We start from the raw sequence: 23437 nt of genomic DNA, 5'->3' as shown, positions 1-23437 counted from the left end.
AAGGCCTTTTTTCTTCCTTAAAATACGGTTTCATGTTCAGTGAAAAAGTGCTGTTGATTGTATTGATGCACCTTAGTCACAGGGGCTAAGCTTTGCTCTCTGATCAGATTCGCTTGATCTAATAAGGCTTGGCCCGCTTGAGCCGATTCACTAAAACTGATGTGAGGATCGGGTACGGCAGATAACAATAATCGAGTGTAAGGATGCTGTGGATCGTCTATCACACTGCTGGTGTCGCCCCATTCCACAATTTGCCCTTGATACATAATGGCAATTTCTTCGGCGAAATAACGCGCAGTAGCAATGTCATGGGTAATGTATAAAAAAGTGATCCCTTGTTGCTGTTTCATTTTATTAAGCAGTTTTAAAATATCCAATCTAATAGATACATCAAGCATACTGGTAGGCTCATCGGCGAGGATAATTTCAGCGCCGATGGCCATGGTTCTGGCTATGGATACCCGTTGTCTTTGCCCTCCTGAAAGTTGATGAGGGTATTTTGATGGCGTGGTGTCAGGATCTAACTCTACCATTCTCAGTAACTCTAATACCTTGGCTTTAGCCTCCGCCTCATTAGTGACATGGCCATGGGTATAAAGTGGCCGCGCTAAGTGATGATAGATGGTGTGCGCTGGATTGAGTGAGCCGTAGGGATCTTGAAAAATCATCTGTATGTTACGGCGATATTGAGCTAATTCTTTGTGACTATTAAATACATTAATGTCTTGACCGCGATAGCATACTTCGCCGCTGGTATGTTGATGCATTCGAGTAAGCAAACGAGCGACGGTGCTCTTGCCTGAGCCACTTTCACCCACTAAGGCCAGCGCTTGGCCTTTTTTTAGATCAAAGCTGACATTTCTTAAGGCATGTACTTGGCGTTTATGTAACCCTTTGCCAGTGTTGAAGGTTTTGACCATATTGCGAACACGAATTAAGGTGTTCTCGGTTTCAGATGCGATCATATAGTAGCCTCCATGACGATGTTAGATAGCTTGGTTGCTTGTTGCTGTTTAAGTTGATGATCAAAGGCAGCCGGTATGGATTGCCATAACTTTTTGGTATAGGCATGTTGCGGTATGTGGAGTATGTCTTTGGCTAGGCCAACTTCCACCAATTCCCCTTTGAGCATGACGCCAATGCGATCGCAAAGCTGCGTCATTAAGCTAAGATCATGGGTGATAAAGAGCACCGAAAAGCCAAATTCTTTACGCAGCGCATGGATTTGCAACAAAATTTCACGTTGAACTACCACGTCCAACGCCGTGGTGGGCTCATCCATGATGAGTAAATCCGGGTTTAATGCTAGACCGATGGCAATCACGATACGTTGACGCATGCCGCCTGAGAACTGGTGAGGGTAGTCTTTTAAGCGATCTGGGCTAATGCCAACTAACTCAAGTAATTGACCTGCACGTTTGGCACTTTCCTGCGGGCTATAACCCTTATGACGATAAAACATATCGCGAAATTGCTCTTCAATGGTGAGGACAGGGTTTAAGCTGTTCATTGCACTTTGAAATACCATGCTGACCTTGGACCAACGTGTCGCGGCTAAAGACCGTTTATCCATGGTCAGGGTGTCTTGACCATTTAACAGAATTTGACCGCCGGAGATAAACGCAGGTGGCCTAAGTAGTTGACTGATAGCAAAAGCGATGGTGCTTTTACCGCAGCCACTTTCTCCGGCTAAACCAAAAATCTCCCCTTTGCCTATATTAAAGCTAACCTGATTAACGGCGCGAAACTCACTGTCGTCAAGTAGGTAATCAACGCTAAGATCTTTGACTTCAAGGGTATTGTTTGTGTTATTCAAATGAGGTTGATTAGCCATGATATACGACCTCTTTCGTGTTTGAATTTGATGTTTGTGCAACCGATGATTCGGCTTGCTTGGCACGTAGTTGTTTAATGCGTTTGTTAAAGCGTTTAATACCGCTAAAGGTGCGAAGTCGCGGGTTAGCGATTTCGTCAATACCAAAGTTAAGTAGTGCTAAGCCCATGCCCAAGATAGCAATGGCAAGACAAGGCACTAATACTTCCCACCAAGCACCAACAGTCATGGCTGATGCATTTTGGGCGTTAAACAACATAGTGCCCCAGCTAACAGCAAGGGGATCGCCTAAGCCAAGAAATTCTAAGGTGGCTTCGGTGATGATGGTGTAGATAATCGAGCCAAGGAAATTTAAGCCGATGATAGAGCTTAGATTTGGCAATATTTCCACAAAGATGATACGCCATGGTGGCTCACAGGCCAGTTCACTGGCATGGATAAACTCTTTGTTTCTTAGGGTTAAAGTTTGCGATCGCGTGACCCTTGCTCCCCATGCCCAGCTGGTCAAGCCGATGATAATCGCTATGGTCAATGGACTGGCCTCGCCAATAAAGGCCGCTAATACCAGCAACAGGGGCAACTGGGGGATCACTAATGCAATATTCGTAATTAAACTGACAAATTCGTCATATTTGCCGCCAAAGTAACCCGCCGATACACCAAGGGCGGTGCCTATCACGACGATGATCAGGCCTGCACCAAAACCGACTGCCAATGAAGTGGCTGTGCCATGCACGAACAAATGATAAACATCTCTACCCATACGGGTGGTGCCAAACACGTTTTCTGCGTTGGGCTCTTGATGGGGCCGTGCCACCCGATCATTGGGATCATGCGAGGTAATTAATGGTGCCGATAAGGCAATCAGTAAATAGGTTATGACAATAAATAATCCAAAACTGACTTTTTTGTTACGGCGCAATAATTTTAAAAAATTAGCCATAATACTTCCCTTACTATTTATAATTGATTCAATTCAATAGGGTTTAATCACAATTGTTAGTCACGGCGAAGGCGAGGATCTAAATAGACATACGCAATATCGGCGACAAAATTAGCCGACAACATGGCCAAGGTCATGATCAGTAATTGACCTTGGATCACCGGGTAATCACGCGACACAATGGCTTCGAATAAGGTATTGCCAAGACCTGGGTAGTTAAAAACAACTTCGGTAATCAAGGAGCCGCCCAACACCACACCTACCGTCATGGCGAAAGCCGTAATGGAAGGGAGTAGGGCATTGCGGGCGCCATAATTAAACATCACCCGGCTTTCACTTAAGCCTTTGGCGCGCCCCATCACTATGTAGTCTTCCCCCAATAGGTTGATTAAGTTATTTCTTATGGTGAGCAGGTAACCGCCAATTTGTACGATAACCAATGAGATGATCGGCAAGATGGCGTGTGTGAGTACGCTTTTGATGTATTCCCAACTAAACGCTGGGTCGAGCTCAATGCTGTAAGCATAAGAAAACGGCAGCCAGTTTAGGGCTACACCAAACACAAACATAAATAGTAGAGCAAGCACTACCGCGGGGATGGACTGCAACACTAAGGACAGGGGCGACAATATGGTGTCTAACCATCCTCCGCGATACCAAGCCGCTACGATGCCGCTAATCGAGCCAATGAAAAAGCTGATCAGGGTCGAGGTGCCAACTAAGAACAAGGTCCAGATCATTGAGCGGCCAAGCACTTCGTTGACAGTTTGAGGGAAGTATTTCACCGAGCTGCCGAGATCCCACGTAACGACACTTTTTAAATAAGCAAAATATTGTTGATACAAAGGACCATCGACAAAGCCGAAGGTTTCTTTTAGGGCTGCCAAACTTTCCACTGGCAGCGGGTTCCCTTGCGAGGAAAACATTACAGTGATGGGATCACCTGGCATTAACCTAGGCAAGAAAAAATTAAATGTCGCTGCAAAAAAAAATGCGATGAGGTAAAACCCAAGACGACGTAATACAAAGTCCATAGCAGACTCCTCATGAAAGCAAAATGGGGGACCTTAGGTCAGGTGAGTTGTTGGCCAACTTGAAGGGGAATCAAGTTGGCCAGCTCTTAAGCCTGTTTCATCATAGGCTTAAGAAAAGGGCTATTAGCTTTATGACTTAGGCTTAAGGCTCAGTAAGTGCAATAGTCGCTCAGGGTTACCTGGATGCGGTTGCGGCTTCGCTATCGGGTTGTCAGCGTTAAAGAAGCCTTCAAAGCGCTGGGTGTTGTATTGATACCAACTTGGGTTGTTAAACACAGGGATAAACGGCATGTTTTCAGCCACTATCATCTGAATTTGGCCCATGGTTTGCTGCTGCTTGGCTTTGTCCGTGGTGGAGTAAAACTGATCAAGTAGCTTATCTAGCTCAGGATCGGTAAATCGGGTTGAGCTCATTCGCGTTTTATCAAGCTGCGAGCTATGAAATGCCGTGTTGTACATTAAATGCGGTGTAACACCCGCAAAATAGGCATTGATAGCAGCGTCATAAGAGCCATCGATTAAGGCCGAAGTCCATGCGGTTGCCTCGGGTGTGGAAACTTTCGCGTTAATGCCCATTTCTTGTAGGCCATCGACGGCAATTTGTACCGTATTGACCCAATCAGTCCAGCCGTTTGGCACTAAGATTGAAAACGCAATTGGCGAACCATCCGGGTTGTCTACGTAGCCGTCACCATCTTTATCTTGGTAGCCCGCTTGTTGTAACAAGGCCTTAGCCGCCTTTATATCGTAGCGAGAATATTGGCCGAATTTCTTATCTACTTCGTCATTATTCCAAGAGTGATAACCTGCTCCTAGGCCAGATGGGTATTCGTTAAGGGTAGGGTAACCGTAACCTGCAATGTTAACCATGCTGTTACGATCCATGGCCATTGATACAGCGCGGCGAAAGTTCACGTCATTAAATGCTTTACGGTTGCCAGGATTGTTACTGGCTAGGTTTAAATTAAAGGCCACCATGGAGTCGGCCGGAAACCAGTACTTAAAGTTTTGCGCATCTTTGGCCACATAGGTTTTGTCGATATCTGGTAAAAATGAACCAAACCAATCAAGTTCGCCTTTTTGCGCAGCAGCTAAGACTTGGTCATTATTGGCTAATTGCGGCAAACGTACACAATCCACTTTCAAGGTGGCGTCATCCCAGTAATGGGGGTTGCGACATTGGACGTAAACTCGAGTGGTAAAACGTTCAATTTCAGTTAGTGGCCCTGTGCCAACTGGGTTTTCATTGGTGAAGGTGACGGGATCTTTAACTTCACGCCAGATGTGCTCGGCCACGATAGGCACGCGCACAATTTCAATCGGTGCGCCGCTGTCTGGCTCAGGGAAACTAAATTTGACCTGATGTGAGTTAAGTACTTCAACGGCGCTAATACGTTGCCAAATAGCGCGGCTATCAAGGGCGGGATTAGCCTTAACCAAATCAAAACTAAACTTGACGTCTTCGGCGTTAAACTCTTCGCCATCTGACCACTTAACACCCTTACGTAGAGTAAAAACCGCGGCAGTTGCATCACTATTAAATTCGATATTGTCGGCTAAGCGATAATGAATTTTACCGCCTTGCATCGGATTGTAGATAGCCAATGGCTCGTAAATGTATTCATTGGTGGTGGGCAAAAACGTGGTTTGATTATAAGGGTTAAAGTTTCGTACCCAAGAGGTGCGCTGTACCGGTGCTATATTCAAAATGGCTTTATTATCATCCGCACCCGCACCCGCACCCGCGGCCGCAACCGGAAGGATAACACTGCTTGATAACATGGCTGCGAGGGTACTTTTCACGATCAAATTTTTCATCTTGTTGCATCCTTGAAATAAGTCGTTAATAAACTTTATGGCAACTAGAAGTCATCTTGCTAGTTCCCAAAAGGTGGTGGTCAACTGAGATTGCGTGGAACGCAGTCGGGCTTTTACCTAAATCATGCGTTATATCAATCTCATCAGTGCTGACCAAACCAACCAAAACACCCGTGACAAACATTAATCTGATGAGCGCTTTGATAGAGTCATTGAATCACTGCACATGTGTTACAACAATGTAAAAACTCGTAAATGTCTTAGAAATAACGTAAAAACACAATATTAAGTTATTGATAATTAGTAATATACTGTGTTGTCGTAACGTATTGCATTTCGCGAGATGGCTCACAACAGAGGTCAAATTTAAGTGAGATTATTGAGTGAAAAGTGACATAAGACATAGTAGGCGTTTAGGATGAGGGACAAAAAAATCGTAAGAACTCCTTCTTAGGACAAATTTATTGCCGAGTTGCTTAACAGCTTGAGTTACCCAAAACGGATTGCTGGTAACTAAATTAAATATCATTGTTGTGTCATGTTGTTTGAACCACCAATAGCAGTAGGAATAACCCGTTTTGTTGCAAAAGATAAAAAACATCAGTTTTCGCGCTAAACTTGGCTTAGCATTTTTACTTTTATCGATCACACCGATGGCGCTGATTGCCATTGTGTTTCATGCATCCTTTGTCAGTAACAATAATAAACAGGTAGCCGATACCCTATATTCTATTGCCCTGAGTAAGGAAAACACTTTAGAGCAGCATTTACTTGGCTTAAGGCAACAGGCATTACATTTTAGCAATACAGATTTTGTTCGTTACGCCATGAGTCGATTTTATGGTTTTTCTTATGCCTTTGATTTAATTTCCGATGAGCCAGACAAAGCGGCTGAGCTATTATTGGCAACTTATCAGCAAGCGGGCGATTTTAAAAATTTACCTTCTAAACTGGGGATGACAGTGGGCAGTTATGCTCATGTACATGATAGATTTCATGACGGGTTTATTGATTATTTAGCCGTCTCCGACTTTAACGACATTATTTTGATCAATTTATCGGGGCAGGTAGTGTATAGCACGAATAAGGATGGTTACTTTACCGAAAACCTACGCGCATCGTCACTACAAACCTCACCCTTAGGCCGAGCGTTTGTTGAATTAGAGCGCGAACGAGGGAACACACTGACAGCTGAAACGACTAAGCCGATGTTGTTTTATGACTTTAGTTATGATGCCATCAAGCAAGCTGTGGTGAGTTATTTTATCATGCCTATCAACAATCATGGCCGTTATACTGGCTATATTGCTTATGCACTGCCCACCAAGCCCCTAAGTAAAATCATGGCCAGTCGCCAAGGATTAGGGCTGACGGGGGAAACTTATGTACTAAATAAGCAAGGCTACCCTATATCGGCTTTGCAAACTCAAGATATGGCCTATCAGTTGCTCAATTTACACCAGCAACAGACTCCGCTATGGCTAGATGCCTTGCATCATTCTAACCGGCATAACTCAGGCACCTTGTTAACACAAAACTATCAAGGCATTGCCACATTAGCGGCGTATATTAATTTAGAACTAATGGGCCAAAAATGGGTGATCGTGGCCGAGCAAGCCAACAGTGAAATTCAAGCCTCAAGTATACGGTTTCGTAATCTAATCATTTTGATTGGTTGTGTATCAGTTGCCATTATCGCGGCCATTGTTTATCTATTGTCGCGCTCACTAACCAGACCGTTAGAATCTTTGATGTTGGCGACCGAAGCGGTGACATTGGGTGAATGGGACAGGCACTTGTTAGGTCGAGGCCGCCGTGATGAAATTGGTCGTTTGGCTGCACATTTTGATGTTATGCAAGATGCCATTACCGATCAAATGAAGGTGATCAACGATACCAATCAGCAGCTAGAAGAAAAGGTTGCGGTGATCAACGAGCAAAACCTAGCGTTGCGCCAAGCCGATAAAATTAAGGATGAATTTTTAACTAACACGTCCCATGAACTACGCACGCCACTAACAGGCGTGATTGGTATCACTGAATCTGTACTTAACGGTGTAGCAGGCCCTTGTAGTCAAGAGCAAACCAAGCAGCTGACCCTTGCCTTAAATGGAGCTAAACGTCTCGCCCATTTAGTGGATGACTTACTAGACTTTCATAAAGTGAAAAATAATCGTCTGCGCGTGAATCTGAGCTGCGTGAGTGCCAATGTGACCGTGGGTGGAGTGCTAGCCCTATCTGAGCATTTAATTGGCAGCAAGTCCCTTGAATTAGTAGCCGACTTACCGGTTAACGAGCTGTTTGTGACGGCAGACCCCATCCGGTTTGAGCAGGTACTGTTTAATCTGGTGAACAATGCCATCAAATATACCGACAGCGGCAAGATCACCGTTTCGGTGGCTTTGCAAGGTGACCAAGTCAGAATAGCGGTGCAAGACACAGGCATGGGCATCGCACCTGCTAACCAAGCTAGAATATTTGATCCCTTTAAGCAAATAGATGGCAGTGAAACGCGAAGCCAAGGCGGCAGCGGCTTAGGTTTGGCTATTTCTCAGCAGTTGATCAGCTTGATGAACGGGCACTTAAGTGTCACAAGTGAAGAAGGTAAGGGCAGTTGTTTTAGTTTCAGTCTTGGCCGTTGCCAGCCGATTGGATCTATGCTGATGCCAACAAATAATATGTATTACAATGGTTTAGCGGAAAGTCATGAACCTGTTGAGCAAGCGAAAAATCAACCTAGTTTAGCCAATGATGAATTGACCCAGGTTGGGCGACGTATTCTGGTGGTTGATGACGAGCCAATGAACTTACAGGTACTGAAGAATCATCTTAGTCTCGCTGGATATCAAATTAGACTGATGACCAATGGTGAAGATGCCTTGACATTTTTGCAGCAACAACGAGTTGACCTGCTTATCTTGGACGTCATGATGCCTAAAATTAGTGGTTTTACCGTGGCGCAAGAGGTCCGCAAAACCTTTAGTAATGATCAGCTACCGATTTTAATGCTCACTGCCAAAACGCGGGTGAAAGATATCATGACCGGTTTTCATGCCGGAGCGAATGATTATTTGATGAAGCCGTTTGTGAAAGACGAACTTTTGGCTCGTGTTCATAACTTATTAGAGTTAAAACAAGCGGCGCAGTTTAGCCAAGAAAATAAAATGCTAAAACAAGAGGTTGCAAGGCGTATTGAAGCCGAGAATGCACTTCAAGCGAGCCAAGCAAGGATGACTCAACTACTTGAAAATGTTGAAGATGCAATACTTATCATCAATCCTTTTAATCAGGTGGTATTTTTCAACCAAGCAGCACAGCGTTTATTGGGTTATGAGCAAGCCAATATTATAGGTGCTGAAGTAAATACCCTCATTTCTGAATCTGAGTTGGAGCGCATTTCTCGCGGTTTAGTTCAGCAGGCTAGATTTGAGCTGCAATTGGATTTTGTCGCCGCCAATGGAGATAAAATTCGCTCACAAGCCTTTGTTTCTCAGGTTTACCATGATAAGGGCAGTGCAATGGGGGATATCAGTATTGTGCTTCATCAAATTCAGACTCAGGGGGAATATGTGGGGCAAGCTCTAGGTTGCACAGCAAGTTTATCTGAGCTGGAATACCGCCAAGTGCTGGTAGCCATCATGACCAGTGCGTTAAGCTTATGGCAAGATGTAACGGGAAAATCCAAAATAGATTTAGCCCAAGAAAGTAAAATTTGGAAAGTGTATTTAGATCGATCTTCGGCGCAAACTCGCACTTTAGATAGATACTTCTTGGTTCAGACATTACCGAAAATTCCTCGCTGGCGCGATGTGCTACGCACAGCTACCTTTGTAAAACAGCAGTGTGGTAAGCAAGCCGAGCAAGAGCGCGTCACTGAGTTAGATGCTTTAGCGTTGAAGGTAAAAAATTACTTTGCTCAAAAATAGCCGTCAGGGTGTGATTTAGGTAAACTGCGTGGCTAGATGGCTCGCTAAATAAGGTAGTAAGCGTGAGTGAAGAAATTGAAATTGAAGCAATTGGTATTGAAGTAAGCGCTCAGCCAATTGAACTTTACAAAGTACTTAAAATTGCCAACGCGGTTAGTGGCGGTGGTGAAGCTAAAATGGCCATCAGCGAAGGCTATGTTGCCCTTAACGGTGAAGTTGAAACCCGCAAACGTTGCAAGGTTTATGATGGCGATGTGATCCAGTTTAATGGTGAATTCTATTTAGTGCTTTGTGATGCACCCGTTGAAGAAGTTGCCGCTAAAGCAAAACCTAAGGCTAAGCCTGAATCAGAGCCACTGCAGAAAGCAAAAAAAGCACAGCCAAGCAAGTCGACCAATCAAAGAAGTGCGGCAAAAAGCCAAAAGGCCAAACAGCCTAAAGCAAACGCAGGGGCAAAAAATCAGTCCAAGCAGGTATCACCAACTCAGATAGACAAGCAAACAGGCAGACGCGAAATTAAGTTTTAAACAATCCAAGGCGGTGTGTTAATCGCTGGCCAAATATTGGCGTAAAAACGCGGCTATATCAGCGTCACTTAAGCTTTGTTTATTGACTAATCTGATGGGGATCTCGTACCGAGGCTCGATGCGTTCACCGGCGAGCAACTTAGCTGCCTGTTGCATTACCAGATACCCCATGGCATACGGGTCTTGCAACACTAATTGGGTGATTATCCCCTCATTTAGCAGGCGATAAATCGTATCGTTTAGGTCAAAGCCAGCCACGATTACGTTGCTGCGGTTGAGCTTTCTAATCGCTAAGGCCGCGCCTTCAGTTGTCGCTTCATTCACCGTCAGAATAAGATTAATTTCCGGATGCGCAACCAGGGTGTCATAGGTTTCATGTAGGGCACTGCCTCGGGTTGGGCCACCATCAATGAGTTTGACCGAGCTGACTGGGTATTTTTTTAGTTGTTCTTGGATCCCGATAGCTCTGTCCTCAGTAGAGGCATGGCCGCTATCATTTTGCACTATAACGGCATGAATTTCCTTAGGTAAATGGCTCTCGATAGATTTAACTAAGCTAACACCAGCTTGGTAATTATTACTTGCGATGAAGCTAAGAGGATTGACTCCAATGGCTTCTGAATCAAATACCAGTATCTGCTTGCCGCGGCGTTGGTATTGCAAAATAAAAGGTGTGAGCATATGGGCATCGATTGCCGCAACGGCTAAGACTTGGATGTCTGAGTCTAGGTAGTTACGTATAATGGCAATTTGTGAGTTCAGATCATCGTCGTTATAGGGACCACGCCAAATAACCGGTGTATTGAGATCGTTACTGGCTTGTTTTACACCTGCTTCGACCACTTGCCAAAAAGTTAAATTAATCCCTTTCGGTATGATCAGAACCTTGGCCTGCGGGCGCGTGTCGGCAAGTGCAGATGCTGAAACAAGAATAATCAAACTTAATAATCTACACGCTATTTTGAGCATAAATGGCCGCTTGGGATAAGGTAGTAAACTTTTGCTTTTATTTTAGTATAAGTAACTATTTCTTATATGGGCAGCAACAGCTGCAACTAAATTCATCTTGAACCAAATATTTAGTCAATGTGTCACATTTTGCGAAAAATTGGACTGTTGAAACTAGCAATATATGAAGGACGCCGAAATAACGGTAAACTAAAGCGCAATTTTTATCGCTTTGAACCATTTGGGAATTTTATGTTTCGAATTATCAGTGTCAGTATTTGTGTTTTAGCCTTAGTCAGTTGTTCCAGTGCACCAGATGAAAAAGCCACGCCTAGCTTAGGCAAACAGTCATCTGAACAAACTTTTACCCAAGTGCTTACTCCTGTTGAGCGGGTACAAAGTGATAAACCGAGAGATTACAGCTTGTTTACCTTACAGGCCGAGAAAGTTAAAACGCGTTCGCCTAATTTAGTTAATCGACACAACGGCCTTTATCAGCGTGTTGAGCAATGGGCTGAACAAAATGGTGACCCCGCTTTCTTGAGCCAATATGGCATTAGTGCGGCGCAAATGGGCGGCGCTGATGGTCAAGGTAACGTCTTATTCACGGGCTATTTCTCACCTGTGATGAAGATTAAACACCAGCGCGATGCCATCTATAAGTATCCTTTGTATGCAATGCCAAACTGCGAGGGGCAATGTCCAAGTCGCGCCGAGATTTATGCCGGTGCGCTTGACAATCAAGGGTTAGAAATAGGATACAGCAAATCATTACTGGATAACTTTATGCTTGAAGTTCAAGGCAGTGGGTTTGTCTATTTTGAAGACGGTGGCGATAAGCAGTACTTTGCGTATGCTGGAAAAAATGGTCACGCTTACACCAGTATCGGAAAAGTACTGATTGAACAAGGCGAGGTGCCGCGTGAGAAAATGTCGCTGGAAGCCATTAAACAATGGGCGCTGCAGCAAGATGAAGCGACCCTACAGGCACTACTTGAAGAAAATGCTTCATTCGTCTTCTTTAAAGCTAATGATCAGCTTGATGTGATTGGCTCGGCGGGGATCCCACTTATTGGCGGCGCTGCTGTGGCGGGCGATCGCAGTCATCTGCCCATGGGCAGTGTGATTTTGGCTGAAGTGCCACAACTTGATGCCAAAGGCGAGTGGACCGGTCATCATGTATTAAAACTGCTCATGGTTCTGGATACCGGCGGCGCGGTCAAAGGTAGTCATTTAGACTTGTATCATGGTTTAGGCATTCAAGCTGGCCGCAATGCCGGCTATTACAAACACTTTGGCCGAGTATGGCTATTGAGCAATAGCCAGTAATTCTGCTTTCGTCGCGAGTTTTGGCCTTAGCAAATATCATTGCTAAGGCCAAACTCACCCATGCTGATTTGGCGAGCGAGTTAAACTTGTGTTTGCGAGATAGCCTTTGCACTGGCAACCAGTTTGGCCGATTGACGATAATTATAAGCAAGGCGAAAGCTTAATAAGATAGCTGCAGCGGTTAAGCCCGCGATGAAGCCAATCCAATAGCCTTTTGCCCCCAATGTTGGCAAGTCAATAAATAGCAAGTTGATACCGCTTGCTAACGAATAACCAAGGGGCAAACCTATCATCCAAAACGACACCAGTGTGATATAAAAAATCACTTGTGTGTCTTTATAACCGCGTAAAATGCCAGCAATAATCACTTGAATAGTATCGGAAAATTGATAAATACAGGCTAACACCAACAGGCTAACAGCCAACTCAATGACGGCCGTCTCGTCGGTATAGAAACTGGCGATTTGCTGGCGAAAAACATAACTGAATGTGGCTGTGACCACGGCAATAGCTAAACCAAACATGATCGCGGTATTGGCTGCAACTTTTGCTTGCTCGGGCTTACGTTCACCTAAGCTGTGACCAACACGAATGCTGGCGGCAATACCGATACTTAATGGGATCATAAACACCATGGACGAATAGTTAATAGCGATTTGATGACTGGATACCACCAGCGGGCCCATCGGAGCCAATAGTAAGGCGACAACGGTAAATAAGGTGACTTCAAAAAAAGTCGCAGCGGCAACAGGAAAGCCCAGCTTAAAGATACGCTTCATTTGCTTGATATTGGGCTTAATCAGGCGGCGAAACGGATGCAATGGCTTAAATTCAGAGTCTAATAAGACATAAGCGAGCATCGCCAAGCCCATAGCAAGATAAACCAAAGCGGTTGCCACACCACAACCTATCCCGCCTAGTGCAGGCATGCCAAACTTACCGAAAATAAAGATGTAGTTAGCGGGAATGTTCACCGCAAGACCAACAAACCCGATCATCATTGAGGGCACGGTGCGGGATAAACCATCACATAAACTACGCAGCACCAAGTAAAGCGCAAAAGGAGGAATCCCCCAAATCACCGCATGTAAATAGCCTTTAGTGAGGCGAGCTAATTCTGGCTCGACATCCATCCAGATCAGAACCCAAGGAGAGTAGTACAGAGCGAGCATTAACAAAGCACTGAGCACTAAGGCTAACCATAAGGCTTGCATCAGCGAAAAAGGGATCTGTTTGCGCTTTTTGCCGCCGTTTAAATGTGACACTATGGGGGTCACCGCCATGATCAAGCCTTGCAGTAATAAAATAGCGGGGATCCAAAAGCTGGATGCAACCGCGACCGCGGCCATGTCGGTGGCACTGACCTTACCGGCCATCACGGTATCAATGAAGCCCATGGTTGTCATTGCTATCTGAGCAATTAAAATAGGCCAACTGAGTTTTACTAAATGAGATAATTCCTGCTTATACGAGCTCAAGGTGTCTCCAACTACTAAGGGGTATTCATGTTTACTGGAATTGTGATGGCAAAAGCGCCCATTACCGAAATCCAAGCCAAACCAGGGTTAAATACGCTGGTGGTGTCATTGCCTGCGAGATTGAGCCAAGGTATTGCTATTGGGGCTAGCATCGCGTTAAACGGTACCTGTTTAACGGTGGTAAAACAGCAAGATAATAATGTGTATTTCGATGTAATGGAAGAAACATTAAGGGTAACTAACCTTGCTCAGTTGAATGTTGGGGATTGGGTGAATGTAGAGCGTGCGGCTACCTTTGGTGCAGAAATTGGCGGTCATTTATTATCGGGCCATATTCATAGCCAAGTGACCTTAGTTGAGCGTAAGCAAACTGCGAACAATACCGCCTTGCGATTCGAGTTTGACAGCCAGTGGCGTAAATACATTTTAGCTAAGGGTTATATTGCCATTGATGGCATTAGTTTAACCTTAGGCGAAGTGAGTGAGCAGGACTTTTGGGTGCATTTGATCCCCGAAACCTTGCGAGTGACTACATTAAGTGACAAACAAATTGGCGATAAACTGAACATTGAAATTGATAGTCAGACCCAAGCCGTGGTCGATACGGTTGAGCGTGTGTTAGCTGCGCGTGAGCAACAAGCCTAGCGGCAAAGACCAACAAAAACGCCGCTAACTTAGCGGCGTCAATGCGCAGGATAAAGCTAAGCTTAAGCTTTTTGTTCAGACAGCTTTTCGATCCCTAAAATCAATGCAAGTCCTGCCACCATTAAGCCTAAACATAACCAAGTTTGTGGCTCTTGGCCTGTTAATACGGCAAAGTCATTAGGAAAAACATTGCTGGTGGTGAGGGGCTTTTCAATCCCTTTTGAGCTTAAATAAGTGCTGGTGACTTGTTTCCAAGGCCACAATACATTGAGCGAGCCAATTAAAAAGCCAGCTAATAAGGCAAAGGTGGCTTCATGAAATCGCGCTAATAGCCAAGATAGAAAGCGTGAGAAGGACATTAGGCCAATTACACATCCAATCAAGAATAAGCCCAGTAAAACAAAATCACGATCATTCACCGCGGCCAATACATGCCCATACATACCCATTAACAGCAAGATAAAACTGCCTGAGATCCCCGGTAAGATCATGGCGCAGATGGCAATGGCGCCCGATACCAAGAAAAACCAAGGCTGCGGCTCGACAGAGGTAGGTGAAATACTGGTGATGACAAAAGCAATAATACTGCCCGCAATCAAACTGATGATATTGACTGCGCCCCAATTGTCGATTTGTTTGGCGATATGGATAACCGAGGCAATGATCAAGCCAAAAAAGAACGACCATACCAGCAAGGGGTGGTTGGCTAACAAATAGGTAATTATTTTGGCCAAGGAAGCGATGCTAAGGAGTAGGCCTGAAAACAGCACAGTTAAAAATGTACCATCTATGTGTTGCCAAAGGGCTTTGATGCCTTGCTGGCGTAGTACAGAAAGTGCTTCTAGGTTGACCGATTTAATGGCGTTAAGTAAGCGTTCGTAGATACCCGTTACAAAAGCGATGGTGCCACCCGACACGCCGGGAACCACGTCGGCTGCGCCCATTCCTGCGCCTTTTAAAAATAACAACAGCCAGTCACGGCGTGAATAATCCTTGGACATAATAGTTACTGCGCTCCTTGTGGGAAAACTTGATTGTTATGAAAGACCCTTCCATTTGGTCTAAATACGGGTTGTAAATGGCTGATGATTTTACTTTTATTTGGCGATAACCCCAAGTAATTGTGACTGCTTCACAAAAAAAACGTGAATTACCCTGACCAGATCAGTTAAGCAGTTGTCATTGCCATTAAAATAACAAACAATTATGACCAAATTTAGAACTTGTTGGAGTTGCCATGAACACGCATTCCGTTGTCGCCGATGTAGGTGGCACCAATATTCGCCTTGCAAGCGTTGATAAACAAACGGGTGAATTAACCCAAATTAAAAAATATCTTTGTGCAGATTACGCTTCGATTGCTGACGTGATCAAATTGTATTTTGCTGAGCTTGATGGCTTAGTCAAAGAGCTATGTATTGCTATTGCTTGCCCAGTTGATGACGATCTGATTGAAATGACCAACCACACTTGGACATTTTCACAAACAGCGTTAAAAGCCGCCCTTAGCTTAGACAAGCTCTATGTGATCAATGATTACACGGCCATCTCATTAGCGGTGCCATTTTTAGCCGATGATGAAAAAGTACAAATCGGTGGTGGCAGTGTAAAAGCTAAAAAAGCCATTGGTATTTGCGGACCGGGTACCGGCCTAGGTGTTGGCCATTTGATCAATGTTAATGATAAATGGATAAGCTTAGACGGCGAGGGCGGCCATACCTCGTTTTGCCCTGTGGGTGAAGACGCGCGCGCAGTGCTTAATGTACTTGCCCAAGAGATGGGCCACGTTAGCGCCGAGCGATTATTGTCAGGCCAAGGTATCGAGAATATCTACCGCGCTCTGTGTCAGCTAGAGGGCCAAACCCCAACTTTAGCCACCGCTGCCGATGTGAGCCGCGCAGGCCTTGCCAATGATTGTCCCATTGCGGCGCGAACCCTTGCCGTATTTTGCCAAGGTTTAGGCACCTTTGCGGGTAACCTAGCGTTAAACCTTGCGTGTGAAGGCGGCGTGTATATCGCAGGTGGCATCGTGCCGCGTTTTATTGATTACTTTACTCAATCTGATTTTCGTAGTCATTTCGAATACAAAGGTCGCTTTAGTGAATACAATGCAGGCATTGCCACTTTTGTGGTGCTGCATCCTGATCCGGGCCTATTTGGCGCAGGTGTTTTTCTACGCCAAGAGCTTAAATTGATCTAGCTCAATCTCTGCTGCTGAGTTTTTAAGCAAACAGTTGTAAATTGCACTTAAATAGTTGACGCCGCAAAACGATTTCCTTATTCTTGCGGCCACTGTTTGAGGCAGGCGTTAGGCGATATAGCTAGGCTTTAAAAGTCCATAAACAGAACAAAATTAGGTGAGGTGTCCGAGTGGCCGAAGGAGCACGCCTGGAAAGTGTGTATACGGAAACGTATCGAGGGTTCAAATCCCTCCCTCACCGCCACATACTTGAAGAAAGACGTCCTAGGACGTCTTTTTTTGTGCCTGTCAAAAGCACACTTTCATTTCTAAAAAAGCAAAACTTCGAGTTTTGTCACTTCAGCAGCCTTCTTTTCCGGTGTTAATGGCATAACGTTTCTTTAGGGCAAGGATAAAACAGTATTGGGGTTGTATAAGACCTTAGCATGATTGATAACTGTGTTGGCAAATCGTTTTACTACTCTTTGCTATTGTCAGTGTGGACATGGATTAACCAGTAATAGGTGGATTAAAGATGTTTTATTTATTATTAGTTGCATTAGCGATGGCGGGAGAACTATTACCTGAAGAGCATAATCGATTTTACGTGTTGGCTGATGGTGCGAAACCTTTGTTGCTGGTTAGAGCAGAGCAAGACATTTGGCATGCAAAACAAATCGATCGCGAGAATTTGACTTATATTCCGCAAGGTCAGTTTCATTTAAATGGCTTAGCGATAGGGCAGAAAACGGAGCAAGGATTTGACTATTACGATATATCGGAAATGCTGTCGATAGAGACAGTGAATGATCTTGCTCGAAGTGAACATTTTGAGGTTACCGATGGACATATTTATGCTGATAGGGACTACCATCTAGAAGATAGATATCATGGATTTAAACTTAGGTATTCATCGGCTGATATCAGAGATGACGGTTTTTCAATTACGGTTTTATGGGAAAATCAGCCAAATCTTGAAATCTTACTTGCAATGAGTGAAAGCAGAAAGTTAAAGCATGCTGACATAGATAAGCTATCAATTGAGGACCTTAACTTGGCGCGCAATGAAATCTTTGCGCGTCATGGCTATATTTTCAAGTCGAAACCGCTATCCTTCTACTTCAATGCAACCAGTTGGTATCGCCCAACAACAAAAGAGGTGGTGTTATCTGATATTGAAAAATTCAATGTCGAGCTATTGCAACATTATGAAGTGGCAAGAACAAACAAGGCTAAAATCACTCAGCGAATTGAGCAACGTACCCAATCTGAAAATGAATATATAATTCCCGATTCTGATATTCGGTTATTAGAGCAAGCTGAGTTGATGCAGTATTCTCAACAAGAATTACGTTTGATACGTAACGAGATATTCGCCCGTCATGGATTTGTGTTTCAATCGGCTGAACTCAACGAATATTTCCTCAATAAGCCTTGGTATCACCCCTTCTCCTACGTCGTTGAATTAACTGGCGTAGAAGCGGAAAATGTCCGTTTGATTAAGTTGGTAGAAAAGACCAAATAGCCTTCGCGGTTTAAAACCTCCTCCTACGCGAGCCAGTATTTAGCTGGGGCAGGAGGGATAGTTATATCGCAAAAATGCCAACAATGGGCCAGAAGATGCCCACCAGACTCAGCATTCATTCGTACCTAGGCCAAGGCCTTTAATGTGCAAGGGGGTTGCGCATTGAGCAGATCTCGATAGGTGCCGTTTTGCTGGCTTAGCTGGCTATGCGTGCCATGTTGTTTTATTTGGCCTTGTTCTAATACTAAGATGTTGTTGGCTTGGGTGATGGTGCTGAGCTTATGGGCGATGACAACAAGGCTAACCTTACCGCTAAGTTGTGCTAGCAATTGGTCAATGGCGCGTTCGCTGTCCGGATCCAGACTGGCGCTGGCTTCATCTAAGATGATCACTTGACTTTGGCAGAGCATGGCTCTGGCAAAACACAGTAGCTGTTTTTGGCCTAGGGTGAGGGCATCGCTGCTGTTATCAAGTTGGGTGTCTAAGCCATGTTCGAGCTGATTAAACCAAGGGCCTAGTCCCACTTGCTCTAATACCTGAATTAACGCCTCTTCTTTCCCGCTTTGCGTGAGTGATAAGTTTTGACGCAATGTAGTGCTAAGGATAAAGGGTTTTTGCTCAACCAAGCTGATGCCTTGGCGCAGTGAGGCCAGTTGATAATCATTAATGTTGATGCCATTGAGGCGAATGTTGCCTTGTTTCGTTCGGTAATAGCCTTTAAGTAACTGTGCAATAGTGCTTTTACCACTACCACTGGCTCCCACCAGTGCCAGCATGTCACCGCACTCTAGACGAAAAGAAACGTCCTTGAGGGCCTGTTTGTGGGGCTCATAGCCAAAGCTGACTTGGTTAAATTCGATCACGGGGCACTGGGATAATTTGTGCTCGCCAGTGGCGGTTTCACTTGGCTCATCCAATAAACTAAATACGCGTTCGGCAGCGGCGATGGCTTGAACAAGCTCACCTTGGCTTTGCATCAAACTAATCAAAGGCTCAAAAAAGCGTGAAAGGTAAGCAAAAAAGGCAAACAGCATGCCTAAGGCTAAGGCATCATTTGTGCCATCACGGGGCAGTAGGCCAAGGCTGATGATCAGTGCCGCCATCATTAATATGCTGAGTAGTTCGAGCATAGGGCGCAGCAGTAAGGCTTCAAGGCGAATATTACGCTGATTTAACGCGATATTAAATTTTGCCTTGGCATTGAGGCGATCACTAAAGCGCGATTGGGCGTTAAACACTTGCAGTAATAATACCTGCTGCAAGCTTTCATTTAAAAAGCCATTTATACTGGCGGTTTGTTGTTTTAACCGCCTGTGCAGGGGTAATGAATAGCGTCGATAGGCGAAAAACACGATGGCAAAAACGGGGATAAAGGCGATACAGACTAGGGCAAGGCGCACATTAAGCATGAGCATGGCAATGATCACTGCAGTGACACTCACGAGATCGCGCAAGGTGCGCCCAATTATCTGAGTAAACAAATGACGCACGGCTTCGATATCTTGGCTTAGAGTGTGAATGATTTCTCCTTGGCTGCGGCGCTGAAAATACGTCATGGGCAAGCTCAGGCAATGACCAAAGCTTTGCTCTCGTAGTTGATAAATCACCTTGGCAGAGAGATTAAAAAAACTAACGGATTGCCAATATGACAAGAGGTTGGCCGTGATGAACACCCCAATATAAATCAAGGCGATCTGCATCAGCTCAGCTATTGGAAAATGTTCTTGGCTAACAAACTCGTCTATGTAGATCATGGTGAGCCAAGGGGCGAGCATATCCAGCCCTGTGGCAAGCAATAACAAGGCACAGGCCAAGGCAAGGTTTTGCTTAAAATGAAGGCTGTAGCGCAGCAGGCGCACTAAGGTCGATGGCATCTTATTGCTCCCTAGTATACGGTGTCAGTTGGCGGCGTTTGGCTTGGTTGGCATTGCTGCTGATACCAAGGACTTTGCGCCATCAATGCTTGATGGGTGAGAAAAAGCGGGGCTTGCTGCGGGCGAAGCAGTAACACCTTGTCGGTATGGGGCAGTAATTCAAAGCGGCTGGTGGCTAAGATCACGGCTTTGGTTTCGCCCATCCAACATTTGAGGTTAAACAACAGCTGGCTGCAAGTGGCGGCGTCTAACGCCGACAAGCTATCGTCCAGTAACAACACATCGGCATCGGTGAGCAGGGCGCGGGCAATCGCGACGCGCTGGCGCTGACCGCCAGAAAGCTGATTTCCTTGCTCGCCAATTTGTGTGTCTAACCCGTTTGCCATGGCGGCAAGTTCTTGGCTTAAGCAAGCAAGCTCTGCCGCATGCTCAATTTGTGCTGTGCTAGCATGGGGGGCGCCAAGGGCAATATTGTCGCGCACCGTGCCACTAAACAAGCCGCAATCTTGGGGCACATAAGCTATGCTGGCATTGGGATGCAGCAAACGGCTAACGCTACGCAGTGCTTCAGAGCCGAGTAGCAAACGTAATAGGCTAGATTTGCCGCTGGCCACGGGGCCAACGATGGCCTGTAATTGCCCTTGTTTAGCTTGAAAGTGTATGTCTTGCAGCAGGCAATTAGCTGGGTTAAAACGTGCTTCATTGGCGACTTGTTCGTTATGATGGGCAAAGTAATCCAAATCGAGTTTAATCAAGGTGGTGAGTTGGCTGGGCTCGGTCGGGGCCTTATCGGCTAAACCCACTTGTTGTTCGTTGAGCACTTGGTTAATGCGTTGCATCGAAACCGATGCGCTATTAATGGTGGTGTAAAGCAAGCCAAAGGCATTGAGGGGCCAGATCAAATAACCAAGGTAAAGATTAAACGCCAATAATTGGCCTAGAGTGAGTTGCTGCTGGGCAATCAGTACGCTACCCACGCCTAATGTAAGTAAGAAGGTGGTAGAGGCGATCAGTGCTGTAGTGGGCTCATATTTGGCTTCTACTTCGGCTTGGGCTATGTTGGCTTGGGTCAGCGCGCTTAACTGCTGCTGATATTGCGCCGTGGCTAGGCTTTCACAAGCGTGACCTTTTAGCACACTGATGCCATTAATGGTTTGCTGGACTTGTTGATAAAACAAACCAAGCTGCTGCTGAGATTGCATCACCCGGCTTTGCATTTGTTGGCCGTAGCTTTTGATAAGCCAAGCCAGAATAGGCAAGGGCAACAGCACCACTAAGGTGAGCAGCCAGCTGATTTGGCTTGCCAGCACCACCAGCACTAAACTCGACATGACAAAGGCATCAACAAAAAAGATCACCCCATTGCCCACGCCTTGGCTCACGGCATTGACATCGGAATTAAGGTGATTAAGTAACTTGGCACTAGAATGTCGCTGAAAAAACGGCCTAGGCATATTGCAGCAATGGCGATAGAGCTGAATCATCAAGCGCCGCTCTAGCTCTAGGGCGCTGCCAAATAAAAAATAGCGCCATAGAAACCGCAGCATATATGTGCCTAAGGCCAACCCCACTAGCAGTGAAGTTGTTGGCCAGATCTCGGCTAGCTTGAATTGCTCGATCACGGCCAGCTGATCGACGAGCTCGGCAATCAATAAGGGTGGCAATAAGCTAAACAAAGACGCGGCAATGATCGCCACTATGATCGCGCCATAACGCCATTTGTGCAGTTTAACAAACCAGCTAATTTGATGATAAAAGGCAATCATGATGCCGCCTTAACCATTTCTGCAGATAGGTGCTTGACAACTTTTGCAGGATTGCCAAGGGCGATGGCATTGGCAGGCACGTTTTCATAGACCACGCTGCCTGCGCCTATAACTGCGTTATCACCAATCTCCACGCCTTTTAAGATCATGGCATTGGCGCCCACCCAGACATTATCACCAATACGCACCGGCTTAGGTTTAAGCTGGGCAATTTCACCCACTTCACCACGGCCGGTTAAGGTATGGCCGCTGCAATCCATAATGGTGACCATGGGGCCAAACACCACCTTGTTGCCTATGCTGACTTGCTCATAAGCGACGATGGCAGTGCCTTGTAGTTGGACATTGTTACCTATACTAATGGTACCTGCTTTGCCTTGATTGCATTTCACCACGGTGAGCTTAACGCTTTGGTTATGAAACGCAGGCGCGCAGGTCGATTCTAAATAGCAATGATCGCCAATACTGATGCTGTGCTCAAAATCACTGAGTTGCAGCGGCGTCGGGCTACATTGCTGATCCATAACGTGAGTAAAGGCAATGCGAGGTATGCCAGAGATATAGCCCAACTTGCCGAGATTTAGCTTAGCTTGCTTCAGTTGCCATAACAGCTGGTCGATATTGTCGTCCATCTGATCGGGGCGGCTAACATAGTGATGCTGATAATGAGCCATTAGCCGACAAGCTCCATGGTTGAGCGCCCACCAAAGCGGGTGATCACTTCATTAAGGGACATGTTAGGCTCACCGTATAAGTCGCCATAAAAGCTGGTTTCCCACAGTTGATATTTTTGGTGTAGGTCTTGGGCGATGTTGACGCCTTGGTTGTTTTTGTCATCTTCACCTTCTTCGGGATGTGGCCAGTGGAATGAGCAGATGTCTCGATCAAGGTGAAATTGACTGCCGGCTTGGAACAAGCGGATGCCAAGATCAACGTCTTCACCTCCCCACGAGGTAAAGCTTTCGTCAAAGCCGCCAACGCGAATAAACAGCTGACGTTCAACGGAAACATGACAAGTCCAAAAGATATCGAACGGGGCGGGCCACAGGCTTAAGTCTGAGCCCATCAATTGGTACTGGGGTTCACGTTGATCTAGGGCTTGAACGTCTTTTAAATAGGCCAAGCTGGTATCGGCATTATTACTGCTCATCATAGGAATGGCGCGGTCGATGTCGTTGCCACGAACGCCAAAGGCATAAACGTAACCTATGATGCTGAGTGGACCGCTGGCTGCTTGGTGTTTAGCCAAATGAAGAGACAATGTATTACGTGCTAATACAACACTAGTATCGATAAAGACAAGATAATCGCCTTCAGCGATAGCGGCGCCAATATTGCGCGCTTTCCCGGCACGAAACCCTTTATCTTGTTGGTGGAAGTATTTGATATCTAATACATTGCTAAATGATTCACAAACCGCTTGGCTGTGATCGCGTGAGCCATCATCTACCACGATGACTTCAAACTGCGTCGTGGGTAGGATTTGTTGTTGCAGTGAAGTGAGGGTGTGGCGCAATAACTCCGCGCGATTATAAGTTGGGATCACAACACTAATCAGTTTGCGTGGTTCAAGTTTTTGAGCTGACATGGTTAAACCTTAATCGTCCACTC

General features: G+C 45.5%; 18 protein-coding genes and 1 tRNA gene. 7 read left to right on the top strand and 12 right to left on the bottom strand.

Features of this window, described 5'->3' with window-relative positions:
• Nucleotides 1–17: 17 nt before the first annotated feature.
• From ACK8OT_RS04045 to ACK8OT_RS04025, 5 genes are all read right to left on the bottom strand, one after another.
• Nucleotides 18–965, bottom strand: coding sequence for an ABC transporter ATP-binding protein (locus ACK8OT_RS04045; RefSeq protein WP_410195226.1), 948 nt, complete (start codon nt 963–965; stop codon nt 18–20).
• Entirely contained in the window at nt 962–1834 is an 873-nt protein-coding gene (locus tag ACK8OT_RS04040) for an ABC transporter ATP-binding protein (RefSeq protein WP_410195225.1), read from the bottom strand. The genes ACK8OT_RS04045 and ACK8OT_RS04040 overlap by 4 nt, the downstream gene beginning before the upstream one ends.
• A complete protein-coding gene (locus ACK8OT_RS04035) occupies nt 1827–2777 on the bottom strand; it encodes an ABC transporter permease (protein ID WP_410195224.1) in 951 nt (316 codons plus the stop codon). The genes ACK8OT_RS04040 and ACK8OT_RS04035 overlap by 8 nt, the downstream gene beginning before the upstream one ends.
• A 56-nt stretch (nt 2778–2833) precedes the next feature.
• Complete coding sequence (locus ACK8OT_RS04030; RefSeq protein ID WP_410195223.1) at nt 2834–3811, bottom strand: ABC transporter permease; 978 nt, start codon at nt 3809–3811, stop codon at nt 2834–2836.
• Nucleotides 3812–3940: 129 nt separating this feature from the next.
• On the bottom strand, nt 3941–5629 hold the full coding sequence (locus ACK8OT_RS04025) for an ABC transporter substrate-binding protein (protein ID WP_410195222.1): 1689 nt from the start codon (nt 5627–5629) through the stop codon (nt 3941–3943).
• A 578-nt stretch (nt 5630–6207) separates the two neighbouring features.
• Between ACK8OT_RS04025 and ACK8OT_RS04020 the strand changes: the two genes are divergently transcribed.
• Complete coding sequence (locus ACK8OT_RS04020) at nt 6208–9555, top strand: ATP-binding protein (protein ID WP_410195221.1); 3348 nt, start codon at nt 6208–6210, stop codon at nt 9553–9555.
• Between the two features lie 62 nt (nt 9556–9617).
• Complete coding sequence (locus ACK8OT_RS04015) at nt 9618–10082, top strand: RNA-binding S4 domain-containing protein (RefSeq protein WP_410195220.1); 465 nt, start codon at nt 9618–9620, stop codon at nt 10080–10082.
• 18 nt (nt 10083–10100) lie between these two features.
• On the opposite strand, the gene ACK8OT_RS04010 is transcribed toward ACK8OT_RS04015, so the two are convergent.
• A complete protein-coding gene (locus ACK8OT_RS04010; RefSeq protein WP_410195219.1) occupies nt 10101–11051 on the bottom strand; it encodes a substrate-binding domain-containing protein in 951 nt (316 codons plus the stop codon).
• Between the two features lie 231 nt (nt 11052–11282).
• On the opposite strand from ACK8OT_RS04010, the gene mltA reads away from it, so the two are divergent.
• Nucleotides 11283–12359 carry a murein transglycosylase A gene (gene mltA / locus ACK8OT_RS04005; RefSeq protein WP_410195218.1) on the top strand — a complete coding sequence of 359 codons (1077 nt, stop codon included), beginning with the start codon at nt 11283–11285 and terminating at the stop codon, nt 12357–12359.
• Nucleotides 12360–12439: 80 nt separating this feature from the next.
• On the opposite strand, the gene ACK8OT_RS04000 is transcribed toward mltA, so the two are convergent.
• The gene (locus ACK8OT_RS04000; protein ID WP_410195217.1) at nt 12440–13837 is read right to left on the bottom strand and encodes an MATE family efflux transporter; all 1398 of its coding nucleotides are present in this window, start codon (nt 13835–13837) and stop codon (nt 12440–12442) included.
• Between the two features lie 27 nt (nt 13838–13864).
• On the opposite strand from ACK8OT_RS04000, the gene ACK8OT_RS03995 reads away from it, so the two are divergent.
• Nucleotides 13865–14482, top strand: a complete 618-nt coding sequence (locus tag ACK8OT_RS03995; protein ID WP_410195216.1) for a riboflavin synthase subunit alpha — start codon at nt 13865–13867, stop codon at nt 14480–14482.
• A gap of 62 nt (nt 14483–14544) precedes the next feature.
• Here the strand turns inward: ACK8OT_RS03995 and ACK8OT_RS03990 are convergent, their stop codons facing one another.
• Nucleotides 14545–15483, bottom strand: a complete 939-nt coding sequence (locus tag ACK8OT_RS03990) for a polyprenyl-phosphate transporter (protein WP_410195215.1) — start codon at nt 15481–15483, stop codon at nt 14545–14547.
• Between the two features lie 236 nt (nt 15484–15719).
• On the opposite strand from ACK8OT_RS03990, the gene ACK8OT_RS03985 reads away from it, so the two are divergent.
• The 3 genes from ACK8OT_RS03985 to ACK8OT_RS03975 all read left to right on the top strand — a co-directional run bounded on the left by ACK8OT_RS03985 (nt 15720) and on the right by ACK8OT_RS03975 (nt 18186).
• Complete coding sequence (locus ACK8OT_RS03985; RefSeq protein WP_410195214.1) at nt 15720–16682, top strand: glucokinase; 963 nt, start codon at nt 15720–15722, stop codon at nt 16680–16682.
• Nucleotides 16683–16838: 156 nt separating this feature from the next.
• A tRNA-Ser gene (locus ACK8OT_RS03980) sits at nt 16839–16926 on the top strand.
• 270 nt (nt 16927–17196) lie between these two features.
• Entirely contained in the window at nt 17197–18186 is a 990-nt protein-coding gene (locus ACK8OT_RS03975) for a YARHG domain-containing protein (RefSeq protein WP_410195213.1), read from the top strand.
• Between the two features lie 125 nt (nt 18187–18311).
• Here ACK8OT_RS03975 and ACK8OT_RS03970 read toward each other — a convergent pair whose 3' ends face one another.
• The 4 genes from ACK8OT_RS03970 to ACK8OT_RS03955 are packed head-to-tail and all read right to left on the bottom strand — an operon-like array spanning nt 18312 to nt 23414.
• Nucleotides 18312–20060, bottom strand: a complete 1749-nt coding sequence (locus tag ACK8OT_RS03970) for an ABC transporter ATP-binding protein (protein WP_410195212.1) — start codon at nt 20058–20060, stop codon at nt 18312–18314.
• Nucleotides 20061–20071: 11 nt separating this feature from the next.
• A complete protein-coding gene (locus ACK8OT_RS03965) occupies nt 20072–21826 on the bottom strand; it encodes an ABC transporter transmembrane domain-containing protein (protein ID WP_410195211.1) in 1755 nt (584 codons plus the stop codon).
• A complete protein-coding gene (locus tag ACK8OT_RS03960; RefSeq protein WP_410195210.1) occupies nt 21823–22500 on the bottom strand; it encodes an acyltransferase in 678 nt (225 codons plus the stop codon). Before ACK8OT_RS03960 ends, ACK8OT_RS03965 begins: the two co-directional genes overlap by 4 nt.
• The gene (locus tag ACK8OT_RS03955) at nt 22500–23414 is read right to left on the bottom strand and encodes a glycosyltransferase (RefSeq protein WP_410195209.1); all 915 of its coding nucleotides are present in this window, start codon (nt 23412–23414) and stop codon (nt 22500–22502) included. Before ACK8OT_RS03955 ends, ACK8OT_RS03960 begins: the two co-directional genes overlap by 1 nt.
• Nucleotides 23415–23437 lie beyond the last annotated feature (23 nt).

The sequence above is a fragment of the Motilimonas thetidivivens genome (assembly GCF_046452435.1).
Lineage (GTDB): Bacteria > Pseudomonadota > Gammaproteobacteria > Enterobacterales > CBDFNC01 > Motilimonas.
The sequence above is the reverse complement of the archived record's forward strand: the minus strand, read 5'-3'. Positions and strand labels throughout refer to the sequence as shown.

Coding starts and splice junctions, on each gene's coding strand:
- ACK8OT_RS04045 (WP_410195226.1), bottom strand. CDS start 965: ATGATCGCATCTGAAACCGAGAACACCTTAATTCGTGTTCGCAATATG.
- ACK8OT_RS04040 (WP_410195225.1), bottom strand. CDS start 1,834: ATGGCTAATCAACCTCATTTGAATAACACAAACAATACCCTTGAAGTC.
- ACK8OT_RS04035 (WP_410195224.1), bottom strand. CDS start 2,777: ATGGCTAATTTTTTAAAATTATTGCGCCGTAACAAAAAAGTCAGTTTT.
- ACK8OT_RS04030 (WP_410195223.1), bottom strand. CDS start 3,811: ATGGACTTTGTATTACGTCGTCTTGGGTTTTACCTCATCGCATTTTTT.
- ACK8OT_RS04025 (WP_410195222.1), bottom strand. CDS start 5,629: ATGAAAAATTTGATCGTGAAAAGTACCCTCGCAGCCATGTTATCAAGC.
- ACK8OT_RS04010 (WP_410195219.1), bottom strand. CDS start 11,051: ATGCTCAAAATAGCGTGTAGATTATTAAGTTTGATTATTCTTGTTTCA.
- mltA (WP_410195218.1), top strand. CDS start 11,283: ATGTTTCGAATTATCAGTGTCAGTATTTGTGTTTTAGCCTTAGTCAGT.
- ACK8OT_RS03995 (WP_410195216.1), top strand. CDS start 13,865: ATGTTTACTGGAATTGTGATGGCAAAAGCGCCCATTACCGAAATCCAA.
- ACK8OT_RS03990 (WP_410195215.1), bottom strand. CDS start 15,483: ATGTCCAAGGATTATTCACGCCGTGACTGGCTGTTGTTATTTTTAAAA.
- ACK8OT_RS03985 (WP_410195214.1), top strand. CDS start 15,720: ATGAACACGCATTCCGTTGTCGCCGATGTAGGTGGCACCAATATTCGC.
- ACK8OT_RS03975 (WP_410195213.1), top strand. CDS start 17,197: ATGTTTTATTTATTATTAGTTGCATTAGCGATGGCGGGAGAACTATTA.
- ACK8OT_RS03970 (WP_410195212.1), bottom strand. CDS start 20,060: ATGCCATCGACCTTAGTGCGCCTGCTGCGCTACAGCCTTCATTTTAAG.
- ACK8OT_RS03965 (WP_410195211.1), bottom strand. CDS start 21,826: ATGATTGCCTTTTATCATCAAATTAGCTGGTTTGTTAAACTGCACAAA.
- ACK8OT_RS03960 (WP_410195210.1), bottom strand. CDS start 22,500: ATGGCTCATTATCAGCATCACTATGTTAGCCGCCCCGATCAGATGGAC.
- ACK8OT_RS03955 (WP_410195209.1), bottom strand. CDS start 23,414: ATGTCAGCTCAAAAACTTGAACCACGCAAACTGATTAGTGTTGTGATC.